At 67.2% G+C, this 23,773-nt stretch carries 23 protein-coding genes; 8 read left to right on the forward strand and 15 right to left on the reverse strand.

What is annotated here, in order from left to right:
* Positions 1 to 23: 23 nt before the first annotated feature.
* The 4 genes from ABC319_RS11430 to ABC319_RS11445 all read right to left on the reverse strand — a co-directional run bounded on the left by ABC319_RS11430 (position 24) and on the right by ABC319_RS11445 (position 6,537).
* Complete coding sequence (locus ABC319_RS11430) at positions 24 to 1,538, reverse strand: tryptophan halogenase family protein (protein ID WP_413070346.1); 1,515 nt, start codon at positions 1,536 to 1,538, stop codon at positions 24 to 26.
* Positions 1,535 to 2,539 carry a cupin-like domain-containing protein gene (locus tag ABC319_RS11435; protein ID WP_413070347.1) on the reverse strand — a complete coding sequence of 335 codons (1,005 nt, stop codon included), beginning with the start codon at positions 2,537 to 2,539 and terminating at the stop codon, positions 1,535 to 1,537. Before ABC319_RS11435 ends, ABC319_RS11430 begins: the two co-directional genes overlap by 4 nt.
* Before the next feature lie 60 nt (positions 2,540 to 2,599).
* On the reverse strand, positions 2,600 to 5,713 hold the full coding sequence (locus ABC319_RS11440; RefSeq protein ID WP_413070348.1) for a TonB-dependent receptor: 3,114 nt from the start codon (positions 5,711 to 5,713) through the stop codon (positions 2,600 to 2,602).
* Between the two features lie 74 nt (positions 5,714 to 5,787).
* Complete coding sequence (locus tag ABC319_RS11445; RefSeq protein WP_413070349.1) at positions 5,788 to 6,537, reverse strand: SDR family oxidoreductase; 750 nt, start codon at positions 6,535 to 6,537, stop codon at positions 5,788 to 5,790.
* Positions 6,538 to 6,669: 132 nt separating this feature from the next.
* On the opposite strand from ABC319_RS11445, the gene ABC319_RS11450 reads away from it, so the two are divergent.
* From ABC319_RS11450 to ABC319_RS11465, 4 genes are all read left to right on the forward strand, one after another.
* Positions 6,670 to 7,881 (forward strand): mandelate racemase/muconate lactonizing enzyme family protein, encoded by a 1,212-nt coding sequence (locus tag ABC319_RS11450; RefSeq protein ID WP_413070350.1) that lies wholly within the window; start codon positions 6,670 to 6,672, stop codon positions 7,879 to 7,881.
* Complete coding sequence (locus ABC319_RS11455) at positions 7,878 to 9,098, forward strand: cellulase-like family protein (RefSeq protein ID WP_413070351.1); 1,221 nt, start codon at positions 7,878 to 7,880, stop codon at positions 9,096 to 9,098. Before ABC319_RS11450 ends, ABC319_RS11455 begins: the two co-directional genes overlap by 4 nt.
* A gap of 51 nt (positions 9,099 to 9,149) precedes the next feature.
* Positions 9,150 to 9,836: a FadR/GntR family transcriptional regulator gene (locus ABC319_RS11460; RefSeq protein ID WP_413070352.1), complete on the forward strand. Its 687-nt coding sequence runs from the start codon at positions 9,150 to 9,152 to the stop codon at positions 9,834 to 9,836.
* A 184-nt stretch (positions 9,837 to 10,020) separates the two neighbouring features.
* The gene (locus ABC319_RS11465; protein WP_413070353.1) at positions 10,021 to 12,033 is read left to right on the forward strand and encodes a sialate O-acetylesterase; all 2,013 of its coding nucleotides are present in this window, start codon (positions 10,021 to 10,023) and stop codon (positions 12,031 to 12,033) included.
* Between the two features lie 81 nt (positions 12,034 to 12,114).
* Here the strand turns inward: ABC319_RS11465 and ABC319_RS11470 are convergent, their stop codons facing one another.
* From ABC319_RS11470 to ABC319_RS11495, 6 genes are all read right to left on the reverse strand, one after another.
* The gene (locus tag ABC319_RS11470) at positions 12,115 to 12,258 is read right to left on the reverse strand and encodes an entericidin A/B family lipoprotein (protein ID WP_413070354.1); all 144 of its coding nucleotides are present in this window, start codon (positions 12,256 to 12,258) and stop codon (positions 12,115 to 12,117) included.
* A 65-nt stretch (positions 12,259 to 12,323) separates the two neighbouring features.
* Positions 12,324 to 13,205: a hypothetical protein gene (locus ABC319_RS11475; RefSeq protein WP_413070355.1), complete on the reverse strand. Its 882-nt coding sequence runs from the start codon at positions 13,203 to 13,205 to the stop codon at positions 12,324 to 12,326.
* Positions 13,206 to 13,239: 34 nt separating this feature from the next.
* The gene (locus ABC319_RS11480; RefSeq protein ID WP_413070356.1) at positions 13,240 to 13,437 is read right to left on the reverse strand and encodes a hypothetical protein; all 198 of its coding nucleotides are present in this window, start codon (positions 13,435 to 13,437) and stop codon (positions 13,240 to 13,242) included.
* Entirely contained in the window at positions 13,434 to 14,954 is a 1,521-nt protein-coding gene (locus tag ABC319_RS11485) for a helix-turn-helix transcriptional regulator (protein WP_413070357.1), read from the reverse strand. Before ABC319_RS11485 ends, ABC319_RS11480 begins: the two co-directional genes overlap by 4 nt.
* A gap of 6 nt (positions 14,955 to 14,960) precedes the next feature.
* Positions 14,961 to 15,326: a CsbD family protein gene (locus tag ABC319_RS11490; protein WP_413070358.1), complete on the reverse strand. Its 366-nt coding sequence runs from the start codon at positions 15,324 to 15,326 to the stop codon at positions 14,961 to 14,963.
* A 37-nt stretch (positions 15,327 to 15,363) separates the two neighbouring features.
* Complete coding sequence (locus tag ABC319_RS11495; RefSeq protein ID WP_413070359.1) at positions 15,364 to 15,684, reverse strand: hypothetical protein; 321 nt, start codon at positions 15,682 to 15,684, stop codon at positions 15,364 to 15,366.
* Between ABC319_RS11495 and ABC319_RS11500 the strand changes: the two genes are divergently transcribed.
* On the forward strand, positions 15,668 to 16,144 hold the full coding sequence (locus ABC319_RS11500) for a hypothetical protein (protein ID WP_413070360.1): 477 nt from the start codon (positions 15,668 to 15,670) through the stop codon (positions 16,142 to 16,144). The two genes, ABC319_RS11495 and ABC319_RS11500, sit on opposite strands and share 17 nt — an antisense overlap.
* Positions 16,145 to 16,202: 58 nt before the next feature.
* Here ABC319_RS11500 and mprF read toward each other — a convergent pair whose 3' ends face one another.
* Together mprF and ABC319_RS11510 are read right to left on the reverse strand one after the other, a co-directional pair.
* A complete protein-coding gene (mprF, locus tag ABC319_RS11505; protein WP_413070361.1) occupies positions 16,203 to 18,773 on the reverse strand; it encodes a bifunctional lysylphosphatidylglycerol flippase/synthetase MprF in 2,571 nt (856 codons plus the stop codon).
* Positions 18,770 to 19,510, reverse strand: coding sequence for an AcvB/VirJ family lysyl-phosphatidylglycerol hydrolase (locus ABC319_RS11510; protein ID WP_413070362.1), 741 nt, complete (start codon positions 19,508 to 19,510; stop codon positions 18,770 to 18,772). The genes mprF and ABC319_RS11510 overlap by 4 nt, the downstream gene beginning before the upstream one ends.
* A gap of 60 nt (positions 19,511 to 19,570) precedes the next feature.
* On the opposite strand from ABC319_RS11510, the gene ABC319_RS11515 reads away from it, so the two are divergent.
* A complete protein-coding gene (locus ABC319_RS11515) occupies positions 19,571 to 19,768 on the forward strand; it encodes a hypothetical protein (protein WP_413070363.1) in 198 nt (65 codons plus the stop codon).
* Positions 19,769 to 19,924: 156 nt separating this feature from the next.
* Positions 19,925 to 20,359 carry a GFA family protein gene (locus tag ABC319_RS11520; RefSeq protein ID WP_413070364.1) on the forward strand — a complete coding sequence of 145 codons (435 nt, stop codon included), beginning with the start codon at positions 19,925 to 19,927 and terminating at the stop codon, positions 20,357 to 20,359.
* A 143-nt stretch (positions 20,360 to 20,502) separates the two neighbouring features.
* On the opposite strand, the gene ABC319_RS11525 is transcribed toward ABC319_RS11520, so the two are convergent.
* From ABC319_RS11525 to ABC319_RS11535, 3 genes are all read right to left on the reverse strand, one after another.
* A complete protein-coding gene (locus ABC319_RS11525) occupies positions 20,503 to 21,132 on the reverse strand; it encodes a hypothetical protein (protein WP_413070365.1) in 630 nt (209 codons plus the stop codon).
* Between the two features lie 23 nt (positions 21,133 to 21,155).
* Positions 21,156 to 21,458, reverse strand: a complete 303-nt coding sequence (locus ABC319_RS11530) for a hypothetical protein (RefSeq protein ID WP_413070366.1) — start codon at positions 21,456 to 21,458, stop codon at positions 21,156 to 21,158.
* 259 nt (positions 21,459 to 21,717) lie between these two features.
* Complete coding sequence (locus ABC319_RS11535; protein ID WP_413071683.1) at positions 21,718 to 21,987, reverse strand: GlsB/YeaQ/YmgE family stress response membrane protein; 270 nt, start codon at positions 21,985 to 21,987, stop codon at positions 21,718 to 21,720.
* 161 nt (positions 21,988 to 22,148) lie between these two features.
* Here ABC319_RS11535 and ABC319_RS11540 point away from each other — a divergent pair, with 161 nt between their 5' ends.
* Positions 22,149 to 23,609 carry a PAS domain S-box protein gene (locus ABC319_RS11540; protein WP_413070367.1) on the forward strand — a complete coding sequence of 487 codons (1,461 nt, stop codon included), beginning with the start codon at positions 22,149 to 22,151 and terminating at the stop codon, positions 23,607 to 23,609.
* The last annotated feature ends 164 nt before the right edge of the window (positions 23,610 to 23,773 follow it).

Below are 23,773 nucleotides of genomic sequence, written 5' to 3' on the forward strand. Positions count from 1 at the left end.
AGCAACGCCACGACAGGCCGAAATCATCCCGCCACTTTGCCGAGCATGCTTTCCAGCCAATCTCGGTGAGTCGGCGCCGCGCTCGCCAGCTTCGTCACGTCGCGAGCCATGCGGCCGAAGGCGCCCTGGATCTGATCCGGGGCGAAGCCGTCGGCCAGTGGGTCCCAGCGCTCCGGCTCGATCCCCATGCCGATCAGGATGGAAAGCCAGCTGGGATCCGCGAACGTCTCCCATTCCAGCCGGACCATTCGGCCGCGCGCCGCGAACAGGCGGATCTTGTGCGCCAGCGGTTCCGGCAGAACGGTATCGCGCCGCTCGCGCCAGAACGGCTCCGTCCGCCCGTTCGCCCAGTAATGCAGCACCAGGAAGTCGCGTACACGCTCATATTCCAGGGCAGTGATGCGATTATATTCGGCTGCCAGGGCAGGATCCATCGCCGTATCCGGAAACAGGGACAGCAGGCGCTGCAGCCCCGAATAGATCAGGGTGATACTGGTCGACTCCAACGGCTCCAGAAACCCCGCCGCCAGGCCCAGTGCGACGCAGTTCGACACCCAGGCCCGCTCCCGCCGCCCGGTGGTGAAGCGCAGGAGGTTCGGTTCGGCCAGCGCTTCCCCCTCCAGCGTCGCTCTCAGCGTGGCGCAAGCTTCGTCGTCCGATACATGGCCACCCGCATAGACATATCCGTTGCCGACGCGGTGGCGCAGCGGGATACGCCACTGCCATCCCGCCGGCCGCGCAGTTACCCGCGTGAATGGTTCTATATTCTCTTTCCCGCCCCTTGCGGCGCAGGGGATCGCGACGGCGCGGTCGACGGGCAGCAGGGCCGTCCAGTCGATATACGGCTCACCCAACGCCTCGCCCGCGATCAGCGACCGGAAACCCGTGCAGTCGATGAACAGGTCGGCGGCGATCCTGCCCGCCCCGTCCGTATCCAGTGCCAGGATGCGACCGGTCTCGACGCAGCGGTCGACGTGGCGGATGCGCGCGTCGATGCGCGTCACGCCGCGGCTCAAGGACATGTCGCGCAAGTGACGGGCGAACAGCGCCGCGTCGAAATGCACCGCCCAGTCGAAATAGGCATAGTCGGGCGCGGGACGCAGCGGCGTCATCATCCGGCCATGCAGGGCAAGCTGGCAGGCCAGGCTGTACCGGTCGAGCGGGGTTGCATCGCCCGCGGCCCGCAGCTTCAGCCAGTAATGGTGAAAGTCGACGCCGTTCGACGGCGTGCCGTACAAGCCGAACGGATGAAAGAAGCGGTTGCCGTCGCCTGCCCAGCCGTCGAACAGGATGCCCAGCTTGGCGGTGCCCTCGCTCGCGCGCATCACCGCCGCCTCGTCCAGCCCCGCCTCGGCGAAGAAGTCGCGGATCGCCGGGGTGGTCGCCTCGCCGACACCCACCGTGCCGATCGCCGCAGACTCGATCAGCGTGATCGCGATGCCGAGCGGCGCGAGCCGCCGGGACAGCAGGGCCGCCGCCATCCATCCCGCCGTTCCGCCACCTGCGATGACGATCGATCGCAGCGGCCGGGCGGTCAAACGTCGCGCCCTGCCTGCCCATCGATCGCGCGCAGGAACGCGGCACGCGCCGGCGAGGGTGGCCCCGCATAGCCGCGCGCATGCTCGGGCAGGTGATCGGCCATGGCTGGTGCGGCGTCATCGAACACCATGCGATCGAACCAGTGGCGCCACGCCTGGCGATGCGCCGGCGGCAGGTCGCGCACCGCCCGAAGGGCGGCGATCATCGTCGGGATGACCGAGCGGCTGCCGGGCTCCTCCCACCAATGGTTGACCATCACGTTGAAGCCGCCCTGCGCGTGGACGGCATGCCACCAGATCGGCGGGATGTAGAGCGCGTCGCCCGGTTCAAGATCGGCATGGAGCGCGTGTCTCTCCGCCTCGGCATAGCGCGGATATCGATCGAGGTCGGGCCTTGCCACATCGACCATGCTGACTAGCGGCCCGGCGATGGTGAGATGCAGTGGGCCGAGATACAGATTGTCGACCTGCTCCGGCGGAAACAGCGTCACGCGGCGTCGCCCGGCCACGACGACCGCGATGTTGCTCGACTCGTCGAAATGGGTGGCGACGTGGCTCTCGTTACCGATCCAGACCCTCGCCTGGGCGGTGGGCAGATCCAAGCCCAGGGGATTGTCCGCGCTCCATCCCGGCAGGACCGCATCGGTGGCGGCCGCCCCGGCGTACAGCGCGGTGGCCTGATCCCGGTCGCGCTGGCGCAGCAGGTGGGTCAACAACCCGGACACCGTGGTCGATCGCTTCTGGAAATTGCAGCCGTGCAGCCCGTCGTCGTAGAAATAGCGGCCGCCGATCTCGGGCGGGCCGACCAGCAGCTCCGTCTGTCGGCCGCTATCGAGGGAGGCGATGTAGGCGGCCAATGCCTCGTCCGACTGGCGAGCCGCCTTTACCGCGGGCCACCCGGCGGCATGGCCCCGCAGCACCACGGGCCGGTAGGACGCCACCACCTCTTCCCCGAAGCGGGCCGGGTCGACCGGCCCCCGTTCCGCGACCGACTGGCTCATCTCCGCTCCCGAAGTACGGGGGTGCCGCGACCGTCCATTGCGTCCGTCACTGCCGAGGGATCAGAATTTCACGCGCGCGCCGACGGTGAAGCGACGCTCGTAGATATTGTTGTATGCCTTCTGATCCTTCCAGACCAGATAGTAGCGCTCATACTCGCTGGTGAGGTTCGAACCCTGTCCATAAATGGTCAGGTTGGACGTAAGATCATAGCTGATCGACGCGTCGACGTAGCTGACCGGCGATTGGTAGAGCTGAAGGCCCCCGACGCCGCCAAAATTCTGCGAGACTGCGCGCTCCGATCGGTAATTCCAGGCGAGGCGGGCCTGCAGATGGTCGTCCTGATAGAAACCGGTAACGTTGGTCTGGATCTTGGAATTGTCCTGGAAGGGAACGTCGCGGCCGGCGAGATCAACCGCCCCCGATTTGGACGGCGAGTAGGTCAGGTTGAGGTCGAAGCCGAAGTTGGACAGCAGCGTCGGCATGAAGGCCAGATCGCGGAACGACTGCTTCCACTGCGCCTCGACTCCCTTCAGCGTTCCGGCGGCACCCTGGATGGGCGTGTTGATCGACACGGGGCGGCCGCGCACGACGCCGTCGTTGTCGGGCAGGTCGGTGCGCACGATCGTGCCGTTCTGCGTGAAGCTGTCGACCTTGATGTAGAAGGCGGCGACGCTCAGCAGGCTGCCCCGACCGATGTAATATTCGGCCGACAGATCGAAGTTCGTCGCCCGCCACGGGTCGAGCTGCGGGTTGCCGGACGAACTGCCGCCGGTGACGCGGAAGATCGGTGTCGGTCCGCTGGTGTCGATCGCATAGGTCGGGTTGAGGCCACCGCCCCACTGACTGAGGTTCAGCAGCGTCATGGTGCGGGTGACCGCACCGCGCAGGCGCAGATTGTCGGTGATATCCAGCGCGACGTTGACCGACGGCAGATAGTCCGTGAAGCTGCGCTTCGTTTCCGTCGTACCCTGGAACGTGTTGGCAAGGCCGTAGGGACGCGGGATGCCGGTGATGTTCTGCACGACATCGAGACGGGTATCGATCACCTTCAGCCCGCCATTCGCGCGGATCGGCATCCCCAGCAACTCACCCTCGCCGTTGATCTGGAAATAGCCGGTGATCTGGCGCACGCCGACCGCATAGGACGCACCCGGATTGGCGACCTCGACGTTCCCCGGATAGAAGGAGTCCTGGAACGCCTGCGCGTTGTCCATGGCCTTGGGATCGAGGACGTAGAGTGCGGGCACACCGGCGGTCGGCGGGGTCACCTGCTTCAGGAGGCCGTCGAAGCGCGGATCGTTGCCGCGAAAGGCGATGCCGGCCGTGTAGAAGCCGCCGGCACCGTCGGGCACCGAACAGGCGGCCGGGTTGGTTGCCGAATTCGAGTTCAGCGCGACGTCGAACGCCTTCCACTTGACCAGGCACGCACGATCCGCGGTGGCACCCGGACCCTGCGCCAGGCCCGGATAGAGCGGCGCGGCACGATCGAAGGAGTAGTTGTCGGCATCCCGGTCGCTGAAGCGGCCGCCGAACTCGAGCGTCAGGTCGTCGCTCACCTTGTACGACGCATCCAGTCGGCCGACCTTCAGATCCGCGTCCCGGCGGTAGTTGGTTTCCGAAGACGTTCCCTTGAACCCGATCTTGGACGGGTCGCCGAGCTGGGTCAGCAGCTGCTGCGGCAGCGTAAAGGATGGACGATCGCCGGTATAATCGACGATCGAGTGCAGCGATCCCAACCCTGCCAGCGTGTTCACGGTATAGCCGTCGGGATTGAACGCCCGGTCGCCGCCGGCCGACGCCGGGTAGTTGCCGATGCCGTTCGGCTGCCACTGCCGCCCGTTCGACGGGCTGAACGCGGCGTAGCTCTGGTCGTAGGTCTGGCTCGCCTTGCCATAAAGGCCGCGGGCGACGACCTTGAAGTTGTCGTCGTTGTCGAACTTCAGCTCCACGTTGTAATTCTGCGACTCGGTCACCGAATGGTCGTTCTGCGACCATAAGGTGAAATCACCCAGATCGTAGTCGTAGACGCTGACGGTGTTGAAGTCGAAGGTGCCGCGCACCTTGGCGCCGGTGTTGCGCGTCTGCGTCGGCACGAACTCGGCGGCCTGCCAATTGATGTTCGCCTGCTGGAAACCGGCGATACGCGCGCGCTCGTCCTGCCGGGCGTAGAAGCCGTCGCCGGTCAGTTCCAGATTGTCGCTCAGCTTGAACTGGACGGACCCGTTGATGCCCAATCGCTCGCGACGGTTCTCGGTGTTGTAGCCCTGAAACCCTTGCGAGACGAAATAGGCGTCGCCGATGTCGCCGTCGCCGTTGACGTCGGCGCCACTGGTACCGAACCGGGTGCCGCGCGGCCGGAACGACGGCGAGAAGCCGCTGGTGCCGAGCGCGTCGGTACCCTCCGAACGGATCGTGCCGCCATAGCCGGCGATGATGCCCTCCTGCGAATTGGCAAGATGGATCTTCGTGTAGGCGGCAGCGAGGACGACGCCGAAACGCTCGCCGCTATACGCCACCAGCCCGTTGACGTTGGGCTCCCACCGGTCGGTCTTCTCGCCGTGCTGGATCTCGCCCGCGGCCGAGAAGGTCAGCGTCTTGGTGAAATCGAACGGACGGCGCGTGCGCAGGTTGACGGTGCCGGTGATGCCGGCGTCTAGCAGGTCGGCGGTCGACGATTTCACGACGTCGGCGCCGGCGAACAGCTGCGAGGGGATGTCCTGGAAGTTCGGCTGGACGCTGGTGATCGAGTTGCCGCTGAGATAGGATTCGCCGTTCAGCAGCGTCGTCACCTGCGGCAGGCCGCGGACGTTCACCGCCCCGCCCTCTCCCGCGCCGCGACGGATCTGGACGCCGGGAATCCGCTGCAGCGAGTCGGAGATGGTGACGTCGGGCAGCTTGCCGATGTCTTCTGCCGAGATCGAATCGATCACCGACGCGGCGTTGCGCTTCAGCGAGATCGCCCGCTCCTGAGAGCCGCGGATGCCGGTGACGACGATGTCCTCGTTCTGGCCCGCGTCGTCGACCGTGGTCGGCGTGGGATCCGCCGCCTCGCCCCGGGGCGACGAAGGACCGGTCGCGACCGGCGGCGTCTGCGCTGCGGCGCTTCCTCCGATAGCCAGTGTCGACACCGTCGCCAGCAGCGCCAGCCGCCGCACCAGAGGCGCGTTCCGCATGTTCTGTCCCCTTGTTTTCACGTTCTTGTCTTTACGATGATGATGGGCGCGGGCGATCGCCGCCGGATCGACCGTCACCATCCCCCGTCGATCCCGATATTCTGGCCGGAGATCATGTCCGACTGCGGCGACGCCAGGAAACAGACCAGTTCCGCCACATCCTCCGGCTGGATGCGCGTCTTCAGGCTCTGGTTCTCGAGGATCCAACCGTTGTATTCGGACAGGCGGTCGCCGAACACGCGTTCCTCGGCATCCGATACCACCGCCCCGGGGGCAACAGCGTTCACCCGGATGCCGAACGCGCCCAGTTCCCGCGCCAGCGACTTCGTCAGGCCGAGCACTGCGCCCTTGGACGCGACATAGGGCACATAACCGTCCCAGCGGCCGTTCAGCACCAGCGAGCAGAAGTTGACGATCTTGCCGTAGCGGCGCGCCTTCATGCCGGGCGCGAGCGCGCGGGCGAGCGCGAAGGCGGCCGATGCGTTGACGCGCATCTGCTCCTCGAACTCGGCCGGCGAGAAGCTTTCGAACGGCTTGTTGACGATCAGCGCGGCGTTGTTGACGAGGATGTCGACCGGGTGCTCATCAGCCAGCGCGGCGACGCGACGCTCCGCCTCGTCCAACTGCGACAGATCGACACCGATGTAACGCGCGTCTGCTCCCATCCGTCGGGCGATCTCGTCGCCTTCGCCCTGCCGGTCAGGCAGGTCGAGCAGGATCAGGCGCGCCCCCGCCGTGCGGAGCCGCAGCGCCTCCGCACGGCCCAGCGTTCCAAGCGCACCGGTGAGAAGCGCGGTCTTGCCCGCAAGCAGCCCCTCCGACATTCCGATTATCCTCTCTAAGTTGCTGAGATTTCGCAGTGCTGAGACAGCTTGTCAACAACCTGTGTCATAGGTAGACGTTTATCTTGCTCAATGCCGTATCGTGCCTGCTGGTGTAGAGGGAGAATACCGACCATGAAGATCACCGCGATCGAGACGATCCGGGTGGCGGAATTCCCCAATCTGCTGTGGATTCAGGTACATAGCGACGAGGGCATCACTGGCCTGGGTGAAACCTTCTATGGCGCCGCGGCGGTGGAGGCGCATATCCACGAGGTGGCGGCCCCGCTGCTGATCGGTCGCGATCCACTCGCCATCGACGCGATCTCCCGCCTGCTCGCCGGCTATGTCGGTTTCCGATCTACCGGCGCGGAGATGCGGGCCGCCTCTGCCATCGACATCGCGCTGTGGGATCTGTTCGGCAAGGCGACCGGCCAGCCGATCTGGCAGTTGCTGGGCGGCCGGACGCGCGAATCGATCCGCACGTACAATACCTGCGCCGGCTCCCACTACGTCCGCACGACGCGCGGCCAGTCGACCGAGAATTGGGGCCGCGGCGCCACCCAAGTCACCGGGCAAGACGACCTGAATGCGTTCATGACCCGTGCCGACGAACTGGCCATCGATCTGCTGGAATCGGGCATCACGGCGATGAAGATCTGGCCGTTCGATCCGGCCGCGGAACGCAACATGGGTGCGTACATCTCGCCGGCCGAGATGCGCGAGGCGCTGCAGCCGTTCGAGCGCATCCGCAAGCTGGTCGGCGACAGGATCGACATCATGGTCGAGTTCCATTCGCTGTGGCTGCTGCCGCCCGCGATCCGCATCGCCGAGGCGCTCGCGCCGTTCGACACCTTCTGGCACGAAGACCCGATCCGCATGGACAGCCTGGCCTCGCTGAAACGCTATGCCGAGCGCAGCCGGGCGCCGCTGTGTGCGTCGGAGACGCTCGGGTCGCGCTGGGCTTTTCGCGACCTTCTCGAGACCGACGCCGCGGGCGTGATCATGCTTGATCTCGGCTGGTGCGGCGGCCTGTCGGAAGCACGCAAGATCGCCGCCATGGCGGAGACCTGGCACCTGCCCGTCGCGCCGCACGATTGCACCGGACCGGTCGTGCTCGCCGCCTCGACCCATCTGTGCCTGAATGCCACCAATGCGCTGGTGCAGGAGTCGGTCCGCGCCTTCTACACCGGTTGGTATCAGGATCTGGTCACGCAGTTGCCGCCGGTCCGCGGCGGGATGATCACCGTGCCGGACGGCCCCGGACTCGGCCTCGAGCTGCACGACGATCTCGACCGGAGGCTCACGGTGACGCGTCGCCGGTACGACGCGGGAAGCGCGGCATGACGGAGATCACGCGCAAGGACCTGCTGATCGGGATCGGCGCGGCGGCGGTTGCCGGCGTGCCTGCTGCGGCCGCGGCACCGCACCGGAAGCGCCAGCGGCCGCTGGCAATCGCGATGTGGGATTTCTCGTGGCTCGAGCGGCGCTGGCCCGGCGCCGGGTACGAGGACTGGGACGTCGCCCTGCGCGAATTGGTGGAACGCGGCTACGACGCCGTCCGGATCGACGCCTATCCGCACCTCGTCGCGGCGGACGGGACGCGCGAATGGCTGTTGAAACCGGTTTGGAACAACCAGGACTGGGGCGCGCCGACGTTGACGCGGGTCAGCGTGCTGCCGTCGCTCGTCCAGTTCATCGGGCGATGCCGTGCGCACGGCGTGCGCGTTGCGCTATCCACCTGGTTTCGCGAGGATGCCGACAATACCCGCAATCGCATCACCAGCCCCGATGCGCTGGCCGACATCTGGCGACAGACGTTGCGCGCGATCGAGCGGGCGGGCCTGCTCGAGCAGATCGTCTATGTCGACTTCTGCAACGAATGGCCGGGACCGATCTGGGCCACGTTTCTGGATCCTCCGCTGCAATGGGGGGCGTGGCGCGACCCGCGGTCGCTCGATTGGATGCGGCGATCGATCGCATCGCTGCGGGCGGATTATCCCGATATGCCCCTGCTGTTCTCCGGCACCGCCGGAGAGATCGCCGATTATGCGAGCGGCGATGCCGCGATGATGGATGCATGCGAATATCATATCTGGATGGCCAACGGTAACCGCAACGAGTTCGCCAAGGCGGTCGGCTACAAGGGTGATCGCTTCTCCGACGAGGGCTATCGCAATCTCCAGCTGAAGGCGTACGACACCTATGCCGGCCGGCGCGATTACTGGCGCAAGCTGCTGACCGACCAGATCGCCGCGGCGGCAGCGGCCTCGCGCACCGCCCGCCTGCCGATGATCACCACCGAATGCTGGGGCATCGTCGACTACAAGGACTGGCCGTTGCTGCGGTGGGACTGGGTGAAGGAGCTGTGCACGCTCGGCACGCTGACCGCCTCGCAGACCGGACGATGGCTGGCGATCTCCACCAGCAACTTCTGCGGCCCGCAGTTCCAGGGCATGTGGCGCGACATCGCGTGGCATCGCGCGCTGACCCGCGCGATCAAGGCGGGGCCGGTCGATCCCGCCTTGCAATCGGGCAGGCTTTGGGCGCAACTTGGCACCTGACATGACGCGCTCGATCCCATCCCTTCTGTCCCGGCTCGCGGGCCTTTCTGCGTGAGTGAAGGAACCCAGGCCGTTATCGATGCGGTGACGGGCTACATCGCCGAACAGCGCCTGCGCAGCGGCGATCCCCTGCCCAGCGAGAATGATTTCGCCGGTACGGTGGGGGTCAGCCGGACGGTGGTCCGCCAGGCGTTCGGCGCGCTGGGTGCCCTGCGGCTGATCGAGACCAGCAACGGCCGCCGCCCGCGTGTCGGTCGCATCGACGGTTCGGTGGTCGCGATCCCGATGGCGCACGCCGTCAGCACCGCCCAGGCGACGGTGCAACAGGTGTGGGATGCCCGCCGTGCCCTGGAGCGGCGAACCGCCGAACTGGCGGCGATGCAGCGCACCGATGCAGAGGCGCTGCGTATCGTCGAGCTGTCGGGCATGCTGCGCAAGGCTGGCGACGACCTGCCGCAGCAGGTCGAGCACGACATCGCCTTCCACGCAGCGATCGCGGAGGCGACGCGCAACCCGCTGCTCGCCCTGCTGATCGGATCGTTCGCCGAACTGATGCGCAAGACGTGCCCTATCGGCTGGCAGGCGCGCCGTACCGATGCGGATCGCATGGCCGTGTTCGACCAGCACGACCGCATCGCAAATGCGATCAGGGCGGGCGATCCGGTCGCGGCGCAAGCGGCGATGGACGCCCATTTCGAACTCAGCCTGCGCGCGCTGGCCAGTTCGGGCTTCAACTGAGTTCCTTACCGCACCGTCATCCGCAGCATCGGTCCGATGTTCGAAGATCATCTCAATCCCCCACGCAGCCGGCCCCTCATCAGCCTAAATCGACCGACGTTTACCGATACCTGTGCTACAGGTTATTGACGTGATCCGTTGCGGCGGTCCACTGGCAAGCCGAACGGCGCGTTGGAGAAGCTGGGTGAGGATCACGAAGGCTGGCTGCGCGACGACCGCCCCGCCCGCGACCGGCGGCACCTTCCGCCGGGGCATACCGGCACTGATGTCGCTCTGGCTTGTGGCATCGACCGTCATCGGCACACCGGCCCCGGCACAGGTTCGCGGAGAACAGGGCCCCGTCCTGCTCGCCCGCATCTTCGGCGATCACGGCGTTCTTCAGCGGGATCGCCCGATCCCGGTCTGGGGCCAGGCCGCACCGCGTGCCGAGGTCATCGTCACGCTCGGGGGCAACAGCGTCACCGTCCGCACCGGGGCGGACGGACGCTGGCGGACGACGTTGCCGCCGATGGCCGCCAGCGGTCCGTACCGACTGATCGCCAGGTCCGGGGCCGCCATCCAGACCCTCACCGACATTCTGGTCGGCGACGTCTATCTCTGCGGCGGCCAGTCGAACATGGAATTTCCGGCCCGGCGAGCCACCGGCGCCTGGGGCGGCGTCATTCCCCGCGCCATCCCGGTGATGCGTTACGCCCATGTCGAGCGTGACAGCCAGCCGGGACCTCTCGCCGATTTCGCCGCGCCGGTGCCGTGGAAGATCGTCGATCCGCAGAGCGTCGGCGATGCCTCTGCCGTGTGCTTTCACATGGCGGCGACGTTGCAGCGCCATCTGAACGTGCCAATCGGCTTCATCGAGTCCTTCTGGGGCGGTACCACGATCGAGAACTGGATTCCGGCGCCGGCACTTGGCACGATCCCGTCATATCGCGCCGGGCTGGGGACGCTCGCGCTGGCGGCACGCGATCCCGACGCTGGTCTACAGAGTCAGAGCGGGCGGGACGACGCCTGGTGGCGTACCCATTACCCGTCATGGCAGGTGGAGCGGGTCTGGCGGAATAGCGATTTCGATGCATCGGCATGGCGCACCGTTCGGCCGGGCGTAAGTGAAGACAGTGTGGCGAAAGAGCCGAGTGTCAGCTGGTATCGCCAGACCATAACCCTCACCGCGGTACAGGCCGCCGCCGCAAGCCGTATCGGGCTCGGCACGATCGATCGACACGACACCGTGTGGATCAACGATCGCTGGGTCGGCGCCAACGACGCCGACTGGTTCTGGCGCGACTACCCGCTGCGTCCCGGTGTGCTGCGCGCGGGGCGCAACGTCATCGTCCTTCGCGTGGTCGGGCGCGCTGGCCTGACCGGTGATCCGGCCCAGCGTGCCATCGTGCTGACAGACGGCCGCCGCGTGCCGCTGAGCGACATCTGGTCGTATCACGAAGGCGGCGCAGTTCCGGCCGCGACACCGCCGATCGCTGCCTGGCAGGTGCCCGACAGCCTGTCGACGCTGTACAACGGCATGGTCGCGCCGCTCGGCAATTACGGCGTGCGTCTCGTCGCGTGGTACCAGGGCGAGGCCAATGTTGGCGACCCGGTGCGCTATCGCCAGCTTCTGCCCATGCTGATGGCGAACTGGCGCCGCCAGTTCGATCAGCCGGGCTTGCCGTTCATGGTCGCGCAGATCGCCTCCTTCGGCTCGCCACCGATCCACCCCGGCGATGCACCGCGTGCTGCCTTGCGCGATGTCCAGGCAAAGGTCGTGCGGGCCGATCCGGCCGCCGGCCTTGCCGTGACCTTCGACATCAGCGATCGTTTCGACGTCCACTCGCCCCAGAAGCGCCTCGTCGGCGAGCGGCTGGCTCGCGCCGCCCGTGCGATCGTGTACGGCGAGGCGATCAGCGCTGGCGGGCCGCAGGTGCGTACCGTCTCGCGCGACGGCGGCGATCTGGTCGTGGCGTTCGACGGCGCGCAGGGCGGGCTGTTCACCTATGGCGGCGACGTTGCGCTCGGGTTCGAAGCTTGTGTCGGCAGCGACTGCCGCTATGCCGCCGGTCAGGTGGAGGGCGGCATGATCCGGTTGCGCGGCGCGTATCGACCCGGCACCGATCGCGTTCGCTATGCCTGGGCCGATGCCCCTTTCGCGAACCTCTATGGCGCCGACGACCTGCCAGCCGTTCCCTTCGCCGCCGAGGTGCGCTGAACGGAGGTCAGATCGCGCACCGGTGAACGCGCCCGTCCCGTCATTGACGCGCATGAAGCGTCGACGGGACGGGTGCCGCGGTCACTTCTTCTTGTTCTGGCCCGAGGCGTCCGAGACGGCCGATCCGGCCGATTTCATGTCCTTGCCCGCGCCGTTGACCGTGTTGCAAGCCGCGAGCGACACCATGCCGGTCAGCACGAGCGCGAGGCCGATCTTCTTCGTCATGACAGTCTCCTTCCTTGGTGAAAAGCGATGCGGCGGGTCCGGTACGCTGGACCCGCCGCGGACACTCAGCGCAGCCGGCGACGGGTCGCCGCGGTTGCACCGAAACCTGAAGCCGCCACGCCGATCAGCAAGGCCAGCACGAGGATGAACGAGGTACCGGCCGCCGCGCCTGCCGCCTTGTCGGTCGCCGACTTGGCGGTCGCGATCGTGTCATTCTTGGTCTGGACGAACTGCTGCTTGGCGCGCGTCACCTGGGCCTGCGACTCGGGGCGGCTGATCTTGCGCTGCGCGGCGACGATATCGACGATCCGGCTCTCGGCCTGCTGCCCGTCGCTGCCGCCACGCGCGAGCGCGGGGAGCTGCTTGGCGATCTCCTTCTGCGCCTGTTCCGGCGTCATCTGCGCCGGATCGCTGGGAGCGTCCGACAGATAGGCCGCAGCCTCGCTGCGCACGTCGCCCTCGTCGATGCCCGCGATCGATGCCGCCCTGGGCGCCGCCGCCCCGACCGTCGTCCCCGCCGCGCCGGCGACCGCACCCACCGTCCGGAACGCACCGCCGATGATGCCGCCGACGGCCGAGGTCAGGAGATACAGCGTCAGGATGAGGGTCACGCCCCAGACGACGAGGCCGTGGACCAGCGCATCGAACCGCTCGTGCACCCCGGCCACGCGCGCCGCGGCATAGCCACCCGCGCCCAGCGCCAGGATCGTGGTGATGAGCCAGTAGATACCGGCACCGAGCCCGAAGCCGGTCGCGCCCGGTGTCGTGCCCTCCACCGGATCGACCATCGTCAGACCGATACCGGCGCCCAGAATGCCGAGGACGAGCTGCACCGCGACGGCGATGACGACACCGGCGAAGATCGCGCCCCATGACAAGCGGGTCGGGGTCTTGCCGAGACGTGCTTCATCGACCGGCGCGAGGCCGGTGGTTATGTGGGTCGCCATAGTATCTCCTGTTGAAACGAATGTGTCGCCGCGGTCAGGGCCGCGAGGATTTCTGGATGTCGGAGGCATCGGTCGCGCCGGCTTCCTTCTCGGCGGTGCCACGCTCGCGCGCGGCATCGTCGCCGATCAGCTTGCCGATCGCCTCCTGGACCGAACCCTTGGCTTCGCGGGTCGCAGCAGCCTTCGTCTGGTCCTCGGTCGACTTTTCCGTGCCGCTACCTCGAGCAGTCATGCTGCCGTCTCCTGTTCGGTTCTGTCGTGCCGAACGCCTTCGCCGTCGAAGCCGCGCGCCCGTGCCCAGGCGACCGCGGCGATACGGCGGTTGACGCCGATCTTGGCGTAGATGCGCGCCACATGGTTGCGCACGGTGTTGCCGGCCACGTCGAGCGTCCTCGCAATCGTCTTGTCGTCATAGCCGCGGCAGATCAGCGCCAGCACGTCGCGCTCGCGCGCGGTCAGGTCGTCGAGTCCCGGGCCGGCGGCGTCGGGCTGGGGCGCGCGGAGCCGTGCCAGCTTGTCCATGATCGAGCGGCTGAACCAGCTCGTATCCTTCATCACCGCCTCGATCGCCTCGACCAGTTCGAGTTCGGTCGCCTTGCGCTGGGTGATGTCCTGGAAGGCCCACAACACGCAGGCGTCATCGCCGAGGCGGATCGCTTCGGTCGAGACGATGCAGTCGATCGTGGTGCCGTCCTTGGCCTGGACGCGCGCTTCGTGGCCGCGAAGGTCATGACCGCCGTCGATCGATGCCTCGATCTCGCGACGTTTGGCGTCGCTCTCCCACAGCTCGATCTCGCCGAGCGGACGATCGATGATCTCGGTCGGATCATAGCCGGTCATCTCGGTGAAGCTGGCATTGACCTCGCACAGCAGATGTCCGTCGCGCACGCCGATCGCCATCGGCACGGGCGCGAGCTGGAAGGTGCGCGTGAACCGCTCCTCGCTATGCCGCAGCGCGCCTTCGGCCTTCCGGCGTGGCTCGAGGTCGGCGAAGGTGAACAGCATGCAGGGCTGGTCGCCCATATCGATCGGCTGTCCCGCGACGATGACGAGTCTGGTGCTGCCATCGGGCAGTTCGAGTTCCGCCTCCATCTGCGGGATGGTTCGCCCCTCTGCGAGGCGTTCCTTGGCCAGGTCGCGCTTTTCCGCGGCACGCAGCACATCGATGTCGTACACCGTCTTGCCCAGCACCTCGTCGCGTTCGTGCCCGGTCATTTCCAGGAACCCTTGGTTCACCTTCACGAACCGCAGGTCGCTGAGGCGGCAGATCACCGCCGGCGCGGGATTGGCGTTGAACGACTGCTCGAAGCGGTCTTCCGCCTCGAAGCGTGCCGACACGTCCTGGATCACCATCACCAGGCAGGTCGGTTCGGCTTCGTCGGCATCGTTCAGCACGAGACTGCGCACCTGATGCACCCACCGCGGTGCATCCTCGCCCGCGACGGTCACTTCGACCACGACTTCCGAGAAGGCGTCGCCCGCAACCACGCGTTCGATGGGATAATCGTCGGCCTCGAGCCGATGATTGTTGCGGTAACGCAGCTGGAAACGCGAGCGGTACTCGTCCACCGTCGCGCCGAGATCGCCGATGGCCTTCACGCCGTGCATGGCCAGGGCAGCGTCGTTCGCCCAGAGCAGACTCTGGTCGGGATCGATCAGGATCACGCCCTCGTCGAGACCGACGATGATCTGCCGCAGATGCCGCAGATCTGCGGTTTCGCGCAGGGATTTGAACGACGCCTCGGCCATGAGGTATCAGTCGCGGCGACCGTGGACGAACCAGGCAAGGCCATAGCCGACGAGCGCCGCGGCAACAGCCCAGATCACGGGCTGATCCTGCGCGGTACGAGCTGCGGCCCTGCCGCCCTTCTGTGCCCCGTCGGCGACCCGCTCACCGGCTGCCTTCAAACGGTCGCGCGCCTCCTCGACCAATTCGGGTGCGCTGTCGATCGCGTCGCCGACGATCGACTTGGCACGGCCATAGGTGTGCTGCGCGCCGCCCGCGACCTGATCGACGACGCCGTCGACCGTCCATTCACGACTGTCGACGGCATCGCCGACCGCCTTCTCGACCTTGCCGCCCATATAGCGGGCGCCGCCCTGGAATTCGTCCTTGTTCATGATCGTTTCCTTGGTGAAATGAAGATACGAATGACCGTCACGGCGCGACGCCGCAGCCTGCGGCGGCCTTTCCGACAGCCAAGACGATCGCGGGATCCTTCAACTCTCCCGCGACCCGCAGGAGATCGCCGACCGTCAACACACCTGGCGTGGTGTCGCCTTGGCGATAGGCCGCCGCGGCACGACCCAGCTTCTGAAGCTGGCCCAGCGACAGGTCCGATTGCAGGCGATTGCCGACACAATCCGCGCGCTGCTGATCGAGCCCGTAGCGTTGAAGGCCCGTCGAGATCCGGGTCGAGGGAGCGGCACACGCGCCGAGCGTCAGTGCACCCACGAACGTCATGACCAATGTCTTCATGCGCTGTTCCCTCGGCCGGTATCGCTTCGTCGCGGCCGGTTCGAGCGTCTCAACCGTCGATGGGATCGCCCGTTCCTGGTACTTTTGCCGGCGCGGCTGGTTGGAAAATACCATCGCCATCGCCGCCAGCCCGATCCCGATAGAGCTGTTCGAAGCGCTCGTGGAGAGATCGCGAGCCCGGATCCGAACTCCTGGCCGCGAGCCGGCGATGATCCTCGGCACGGCTGAGGAAATAGTCCCGCTCCTCGGCGCCGCTTCGTGGAGTGGATTGGGACAGGGCAGGATCGGTCATGACAGCAATGGCTATCATCGCGGCACGCCCGGCCATATCATCCAGAAATACCCGGCGGCTGGTAGATTTGCGCCTGAAGCCACTGGAATCTCATCCGCGCCGCGACAGCCGCATCAGGCCCGGTTTCCACTTATGGTGGGCGGGAAGCGAGCATCGAAAGGGGAATGATCGCATCAAACGAACGGCCATGACCGGGATCCCGGATCGCCAGCCTGAGCGTCCACATTCAGGCGCTCACCAGCCTTGCGAGGTCGATAAGCGCGTGTGCCATCCCGAGCCGACGCGGTGTCGCGATGTAGCGTGCAGCCCAGCGCGGCTGGAACTTCGCCTTGAACGCGCGCAGGCCGGCGAAGCCGTAGACACGCTCGCCATTCTGGAACAGCGCCTGGCCCAGCTTCGACCATAACGGCGCGAGCCGGCCGCCGGTCAGTCCGGACAGCGGCGCCATGCCGAGATCGAAGCGTGAATAGCCTTGTGCGCGACCCCATTGGAACAGCCGCACGAACATGACGTCCATCGTGCCGTAGGGCGCATCGGGAAGGTGGCGCATGAGGTCACACGACAGCTCCTCGCCGTGGGGTAGCGACCAAAGGTTGGCGAAGGCGATCACCGCGCCCTCGCGGCGGATCACCGCACAGTCGAACCGCGCGAGATAGTCGGGGTCGAACGGCCCCAGGCTGAAGCGCTTCTCGGCCCCCGCCTTGGCGGCGAGCCACGCATCGGAGACGGCGCGCAACTCGTCCATTGCCAACGGCACCTCGGCCGCGGGGAGGACCGCAAAGGACAGGCCGGCCTCGTCGCCACGGCGCAGCGCGTGACGCAGCGTCTTGGCCCTGGGTCCATCGAGCGTGAATTCGTCCAGTGCAACCTCCGCCTCCTCGCCGTACTTGATCGCCTCCAGCCCCAGCTCGACGACCAGCGGCAGCATCGCCTCGCTCACCTGGTAGAAGCACAGCCGCCCGCCGGCCGCATCGGAGGCGCGGCGCACGGCCCAGGCAAGCTCGCTCCATGCCGCGCGGGGGCCGACCGGATCGCCCATCACGACCCAGGTGCGGCCCTGGACGCGGTACATCAGGAAGGCATCGCCGCTCGCCGAGGTGATGAAGCTCTTGTCGCCGGTGAACGCCAGGTTCGCGTCTGTCCGCGTCGCTGCCGCCAGCGCGCGCGCTGCCACGGCGGGATCAAGCGCGCCGGTTGCGGCTGGCATCCGCTGCCATATCAGCAGCCGCCACAGCGCTGCTGCGGCGAGCAGCACGGTCGCGCCGAGGCTGGCGCGCAGGAAGCGCGGCGCGTTGGCATCGACCGCGAACTGCCACCACAGGTCGTTGCCGTAGGGCGTCCGCGCATAGGCGAAGAAGCCCACCCAGACGCTGAGCGTCACCACCGCGGCCGCAGCCGCCAGCCAGCGGCTGCTGAGCGGCTCGGCGGCGAGCCCGCCGCGCCGGTAGAAGCTGCCCTGCGCGTACTGGAGCACGCCAAGGATGACGAGCTGGAGCAACGCCTCCTCATAGTCGAACCCCTTGAGGAGCGAGAAGACGACACCGCCGACCAGCAGCGCACGCGCCGCCTGGAAGCCGCTCCTGAGCCGCGCGTTGAGTGCGGGCGCGACCAGCAGCAGCGCGGTGCCGACCAGGCTGCCGGCAAAGTGCGATCCCTCGATGAAGGGTAGCGGCAGGATGTCACCGAGCGTGCCGAGCCGGCCCTCGACCCCCGGCAACGCGCCAGAGACCAGCAGGACGAGTCCGCCGCCGAACACCAGCAGCGTCACCGCGCCCGGCGCGACCAGCTGCACGGCGCGGTCGACCACGCCCAGTCCGCGGCCGATCGGGTGGCGCAACCGCCAGCCCTCGCGCAGGCCCAGGCCGATGCCGGCCACGAGCAACGGCAGCAGGTAATAGACGAGGCGATAGAGCAGCAGTCCGGCAAACACCGCCGCATGGTCGCCGGGGACCAGTGCCAGCATCACGCTTTCAAACACGCCCAAGCCGCCTGGCACGTGGCTGACCTGTGCAACGACGATCGCGACCGCATAGGCGACGAAGAAGCCCGGGAACGACGCCGGGCCGAGCGCGGGCACCAGCACGTAGAGCGCCGAAGAGGCAGCCGCCATGTCGACCACCGAGGCGGCGATCAGCACCGCCTGTTGGCGCAACGTCGGGATCGGCAGCAGCAAGCCCGAGGCGGAAATCGACCGGACGCCGACGGCGCCGAGCACCGGCAGCGTTGCGACCAGCGATAGCAAGCCGATGCCGACCAGCCGCGTCGCCCCGCCCGCGATCGTCACGCCGGCGATGGCGATCGGCGGAGCGGCGATCGCCATCGCAGTCCCCGCGGTCGCGAGCACACCCGCCCAGAAGGTGGCGCCCGCGATCACTGCGACCTGTGCGACCTGGCCGAGGTCGAGCCCCGCCGCGCTGTAGAGCCGGTACCTCGCCCAGCCGCCGGTCAGCAACGAGAGGCCGAGATTGTGGCTGAGCGTGTACGACACGAACGAGCCCGCCGCCGCCGTGCGCCATGGCAGCGGCCGGCCGACCGCCGCCAGCGACATCGCGTCGTAGCCGGTGAGCGCCAGGTAGCTGACGAGTGTGAACACCAGCGCCATGGCAATCCGCCAGCCACGCACCGCAGCGACTGCGGCGCGCACGTCGGCGAAGCGGATTTCGTGCAGCGCCAGCCGCAGCGCCTCGAACCCGAGCAGCGCGACGGCGAGCACCGCGGCGCCCACCAGCCAGCGCCGATGGCGCGACGCCCCCCGCCGCGCGCGGCGGACGATCCCGATCACGGACAGCGACGTCACGCCTTGGCGAAGGCCGTCGGGGCCGAGCGGCGGATCGCATCCAGCACGTGGCGAACCAGTCCGTCGGAATCGTGGTCGAGGAAATGCCCGCCCGGCATCCGCACGATCGTGGCGCGCGGCAGGCGCACGGCCGGACACAGACTGTCGGTCTCCGCGACGCCGTAGATGCAGGTGAGCGGCGCCCAGGTGATCGCATTGACCGTGTTGACGCCCAGACTGTCCGGCGTGCCGCGATATTCGAGGCCCAGCGGGTCGGCGCGGAAGAACGCGCCCTCACCCGGCACCACCAGTACCACCGCGACGATGCGTGGGCGCAGGTCGGCGGGCAGCGCGGCGAGGCCGGTCTGGAGGATGTCGGCGCCATAGGACTGACCGATCACCACCAGCCGCTCGCCACCGGTGCGCGCCAGCGCCTCGCGGATCGCGCCCGCGACCGCGGCGTTCACCTCCGCGCGCGTGCGATGGACGCTGAAATAGGCGGGCGAGCTGAACCCCGTCACCGCAATGCCGTGCTCCGCGAGCGCCTTGGCAGCGTAGGGACCCATGCCGAAGCGCAACCCTGAATCACCCGAGAAGTAGAGCGCCGCAACCGGCTTCCTCGGCCCGGTGGCGGCGAAGAAGTCTATCGGATCGCGGTCGAGATAGCCGCCGATCGCGATCCAGGCGGCAAGCGCGGCGACGACCGCGGCAAACACCGTCAGGATGCGCGTGCGGCGACGGGATGGGCGGGTGTTCATCGCAGGCTTCATCGGGTCGCTCGACTGTCCGGGTAGTGGCGATCGCGTGAGTTCTGCGTCATGTTCGCCGCGCCGGTAGGGATGACGTGGAGTTCACCGGATCGCGCCGTGGTGATCGACGCCAGCACTATGGCCGAGGACAAGCGGCCCAACCGGGCGGACGCGATCATCGTGATGACGCTCTCCGTCGTCATGGCGCTCGGCAAGATCGTCCAGAACAGGCAGCAGGAAGAGCAACGCGGTCGACGCCTGGAGTGAGTATCAGGGCACGAGGCGTGCGATCTGGCGCACTTAGCAGCCGGCGTGCCTTTCGTTGCAGGTTTCTTTCGCCCAGATTTTGAGCTCGTCTCTCGGCGAATGGCCCTGGCAAGGCTATGCAAGAGTCCGACGAACAGCGAAATCGAGGACGCAACGATGACCATCGACGGCCGATGCCGGTGCGGCGCATGTAGCTATCAAATCGCGATCGACGAATTGCCGCGTGTGTATGCTTGCCATTGCCACGTCTGTCAGCGGTGGACAGGTAGCGCGTTCAGTGTGCAAGCGCTGGTGCCGGACGACCGGCTCGCTGTAGCGGGGCCGGTCGTCGTTCAGGAAATCACGACGGAGGACCGCACCTCGGTTCAGCGCTTCTGCGGCACCTGCCACTCGCGCCTTTACAACACGAACACGCGGCGACCGGGGATTGCAGTGGTGCGCGCTGGCACTCTCGACCGATCCGAAGAACTCGACTGCGTGGCGCACATCTTCACGGCTTATCGCCAGCCTTGGGTCGTCATTCCTGCCGACGTGCCGAGCTGGCCGGAATCACCGCCGCCAGCCGACTTCATGCGGGCCTTGGCCGCCTGACTCCCCGCCTTGACCCGGTCACGGACGTTCGAGGCGTGCTTCGCGCAAGCCGATGTCGGTGCGTTCGGGCGGCGGTCGCCCTGCCGAACGCAGGAATGATCCTTTGTCCGCCCCCGCCCGACGGCGGGGGCGGACAGCCGAGCTCAAAAGCGTGCCGGCTGGGCGTAGCGGGTGCGCTCCTCGCGCACCTGATCCGAGGTATAGGCAGGGGCATCCGGGTCGAACGAACTCCAGCCGCTCTCGCGATAGCTGGCGCCCCGCGTCGCCGCCGTCACCGAGCCGTTCCGGTCGAGCACGGCTTCGGCCTCGCCGACCAGTTCGTCCGGCACCTTCGCGCTGACCAGCGAACCGCCGCGACGGACACCCTCGGCGTAGACATGGGCGTCATTCTCGTCGTGACCGGCTTCCTTCAGCGCACCGACGATGGTGCCCGTCGCTGCGCCGCCCGCTGCGCCGATCCCGGCGCCCGCGGCCGTCGCCGCCAGCCAACCGGCAGCGACGATCGGCCCGAGCCCGGGTATGGCAAGAAGCCCGAGCCCGGCGAGCAAACCGCCCGCCCCACCCAGCATCGCACCGGTCGATACACCACGGCTGACATCGCCGTGATCGTTGACCCCGTCATGATCGCGTACGGCATGGTCGTCGTGATGCCCGTCGGCATTGCTGGCAACGATGCTCAGATCGCCCTGCGCAATCCCGATTTGCTCGAGGTCGCGCACCGCGGCAGTGGCGTCGGCATAATTGTCGAACAGTCGCGTGATAGTCTTTGACATGAATTCTCTCCTGATGAAGGCGATCAGCGCGTGGTGATGTTGCCCTTATAGTCCAGCATCACCGTGAGCCGCTTTCCGTCCTTCGTCGCCGCACCCTGCCAGAGGCCGTTCTGCTTGCTCAGCTTCGAGGCGACAGTGTAGCCTGCTTTGGCAAAGCGACCGCGCGCCTGATCCTCGGTGAATGAATTCGCGCCCTTGGCAGGTGCTGCGACGCCATGCGGCGCGCCATTCTTGATCGCGGGGTTATGAGAGCCATCCTGCGTCTGCGCCGGTGCGGCGCTGGCAAGCAGGGCGACGGCCGAAGCGGCCACCAGATGTCGAACCATAGAACTCTCCTGGGTTGATCTTGTCGTATTCATGCAGGTTGGGCGGGCGACACCGACGATGCGCCGCCGCCGATGCCTGAGCCCTCACCTTCGCGCCGGTACGCGCTGCGTCCGGCGCCTTGCGTAGGGGGAGCGATCGGCTTGACGGCGATGCCTGCGAGTCGCCCGCGCTTGCGCGGCGGGCCGACGTTTCCGCCCGGGCGCCGGTCCGACCGTATCGCCCGCCGAGATCGGGCGGGGTCCACGGCCGGAATCCCGCTCAGCGCACCGCGCCGCGGCGAAAGAGGTTGATGATCGCCAGCAACACAACCGCGCCCAGCAGCGATACACCGACCGACTGGATGCTGATCGCGCCGCTGGTGATCGGTGCGCCGCCAATCAGCGGCGTGATGAGAAAGCCCGCCAGCAAGGCGCCGACGATGCCGACGACGACATTCAGGAAAATTCCCTGCTGCCCGTCGGTGCGCATGATCATGCTCGCCACCCAGCCGATCAATCCGCCGACGATAAGAAGTACAATGAGTCCCATTGGTGGTTCCTTCACATCCTAGTTTCGTGGACGTTCAACGGGCGGCGGGACGATGATGTTCAGATCGGCACCGGATCACGGGTCCCCGCTATTGGTGCGGCAGCACTAATAGGACTAGTGCCGGCCGGGAACGTCGGTGCCGGTCGAGCGCTTGTGAGACCATGCCGACACCCCCCTCCGCGCCGACGCTCCGCCACCTCAAACAGCTGATGGCGCAGCTGCTCGACGGGGTGATACTGCTGGACTCGACCGGCGTGATCCTGAGTGCCAACGCCGCGGCCCTGCGCATGCACGGCATCGACAAGCTCGAGGATCTGGGTGCGACGGCCGAAGGCTATGCCGAACGCTTCACGCTCCGCTCCGCCACCGGCCGGCGGCTCAAGCGCCGCGACTATCCGCTGTTCCGGCTGCTGGCCGGCGAAAGCTTCCCGGACGAGATCGTCGAAGTAATGCCAGCGGGCGAGGACGAGGTTCGCTGGGTGCATCAGGTTCGCGACGTCACGATGGATGTCGATGGGGGCGAGCCGGACTATCTCGCACTCGTTCTCTGCGATGTCTCCGCGCGGTTCGATGCCGAGGCGCGGTTCAAGGCGATGTTCAAGGCCAACCCGGCGCCCGCGCTCGTCGTCCGCCTGTCCGATCTGCGCGTGATGCAGGTCAACCCGGGATTTCTGTCGCTGACGGGGTTCAAGGAAGACGACATCATCGGCAAGGCGCTGTTCGGTCTGGATCTGCTGGCCGGACTGGAAGACGCGAAAGAGGTCAAGACGTCGATCGAGGAGGGACGGGTCGTGCCCCAGGCCGAAGCCGAACTGCTCGTAGCGGACGGATCGCGGCGGCTGGTATTGTTCGCCGGCCAACCGATCGACGTCACGCAAGAGGACGCGCTGCTGCTCACCTTTGCCGACCTTCAGCCGCGACGCGAGGCAGAGCACGCACTTGCCGCCAGCGAACGGCATCTTCTGACCGTGTTCGAGATGGCTCCCGTCGCGATGGCGGTCACGCAAGGGGCCGACCGCTCGATCACCCGCGTCAACGCCGCGTTTCGGGAACTGACCGGATATGAGAGCGCAGAGCTGACCGGGCCTGTGACCGATCGCCTGGGTGTGTGGGACGCCAGCGACACGTACCACGGGGCAGACCGGCTCGTGGCGGAACACGGCACACTGCGCCACCACGAAGCGCGGTTGCGGTCCCGCGCGGGCGAATCGATCGACTGCCTCGTTTCCGGCGAGACCATCAACGTCGATGGCACGGACTGCGTGCTGTGGGTCTATCAGAATGTGACCGAGCGCCGGCGCGACGAACATGAACTGGCCAAAGCCATCGACGAGGTGATGCAGGATACGAGCTGGTTGAGCCGATCCATCCTGGACAAGCTGGCCACCCTCCGCCGACCCCGGATTCAGCCTTCCGCTGAAGACCTCAGCCCTCGCGAGCGCGAGGTGCTCGGCCTGATCTGCGACGATCTGTCCGATACGGACATCGCCGGGCGCCTGGGCCTGTCTCGCAACACCGTGCGCAACCACGTTGCCCGGATCTACGCGAAATTGGGGGTGAGCCGGCGGAGCGGCGCAGTCATCTGGGGCCGGGAACGCGGCATGGGCTCCCACGGCTCATAGCTCGCGGCCCGCCTGCAACACATGGACCCGCAAGGAGCCATTCGGAACGGGTTGAGGCTTGCCGGGAAGCGGTCGCCCGTTAAGCACGTCTCTGTTGATGGCCGACGGCGCCGCTACGGTGCAGCTGTTCGACTTCGAGAGTAAGACCAATGCCGCTCCGCCAC

Origin of the sequence: Sphingomonas phoenicis, from assembly GCF_047238005.1 — a bacterium.
GTDB lineage: Bacteria > Pseudomonadota > Alphaproteobacteria > Sphingomonadales > Sphingomonadaceae > Sphingomonas.

Bases quoted from the DNA above. Each gene is read 5' to 3' on its own strand.
- ABC319_RS11435 (WP_413070347.1), bottom strand. From the start codon at position 2,539: ATGAGCCAGTCGGTCGCGGAACGGGGGCCGGTCGACCCGGCCCGCTTC.
- ABC319_RS11440 (WP_413070348.1), bottom strand. From the start codon at position 5,713: ATGCGGAACGCGCCTCTGGTGCGGCGGCTGGCGCTGCTGGCGACGGTG.
- ABC319_RS11445 (WP_413070349.1), bottom strand. From the start codon at position 6,537: ATGTCGGAGGGGCTGCTTGCGGGCAAGACCGCGCTTCTCACCGGTGCG.
- ABC319_RS11450 (WP_413070350.1), top strand. From the start codon at position 6,670: ATGAAGATCACCGCGATCGAGACGATCCGGGTGGCGGAATTCCCCAAT.
- ABC319_RS11455 (WP_413070351.1), top strand. From the start codon at position 7,878: ATGACGGAGATCACGCGCAAGGACCTGCTGATCGGGATCGGCGCGGCG.
- ABC319_RS11470 (WP_413070354.1), bottom strand. From the start codon at position 12,258: ATGACGAAGAAGATCGGCCTCGCGCTCGTGCTGACCGGCATGGTGTCG.
- ABC319_RS11475 (WP_413070355.1), bottom strand. From the start codon at position 13,205: ATGGCGACCCACATAACCACCGGCCTCGCGCCGGTCGATGAAGCACGT.
- ABC319_RS11480 (WP_413070356.1), bottom strand. From the start codon at position 13,437: ATGACTGCTCGAGGTAGCGGCACGGAAAAGTCGACCGAGGACCAGACG.
- ABC319_RS11485 (WP_413070357.1), bottom strand. From the start codon at position 14,954: ATGGCCGAGGCGTCGTTCAAATCCCTGCGCGAAACCGCAGATCTGCGG.
- ABC319_RS11490 (WP_413070358.1), bottom strand. From the start codon at position 15,326: ATGAACAAGGACGAATTCCAGGGCGGCGCCCGCTATATGGGCGGCAAG.
- ABC319_RS11500 (WP_413070360.1), top strand. From the start codon at position 15,668: ATGACCAATGTCTTCATGCGCTGTTCCCTCGGCCGGTATCGCTTCGTC.
- ABC319_RS11495 (WP_413070359.1), bottom strand. From the start codon at position 15,684: ATGAAGACATTGGTCATGACGTTCGTGGGTGCACTGACGCTCGGCGCG.
- ABC319_RS11510 (WP_413070362.1), bottom strand. From the start codon at position 19,510: ATGAACACCCGCCCATCCCGTCGCCGCACGCGCATCCTGACGGTGTTT.
- ABC319_RS11515 (WP_413070363.1), top strand. From the start codon at position 19,571: ATGTTCGCCGCGCCGGTAGGGATGACGTGGAGTTCACCGGATCGCGCC.
- ABC319_RS11520 (WP_413070364.1), top strand. From the start codon at position 19,925: ATGACCATCGACGGCCGATGCCGGTGCGGCGCATGTAGCTATCAAATC.
- ABC319_RS11525 (WP_413070365.1), bottom strand. From the start codon at position 21,132: ATGTCAAAGACTATCACGCGACTGTTCGACAATTATGCCGACGCCACT.
- ABC319_RS11530 (WP_413070366.1), bottom strand. From the start codon at position 21,458: ATGGTTCGACATCTGGTGGCCGCTTCGGCCGTCGCCCTGCTTGCCAGC.
- ABC319_RS11535 (WP_413071683.1), bottom strand. From the start codon at position 21,987: ATGGGACTCATTGTACTTCTTATCGTCGGCGGATTGATCGGCTGGGTG.
- ABC319_RS11540 (WP_413070367.1), top strand. From the start codon at position 22,149: ATGCCGACACCCCCCTCCGCGCCGACGCTCCGCCACCTCAAACAGCTG.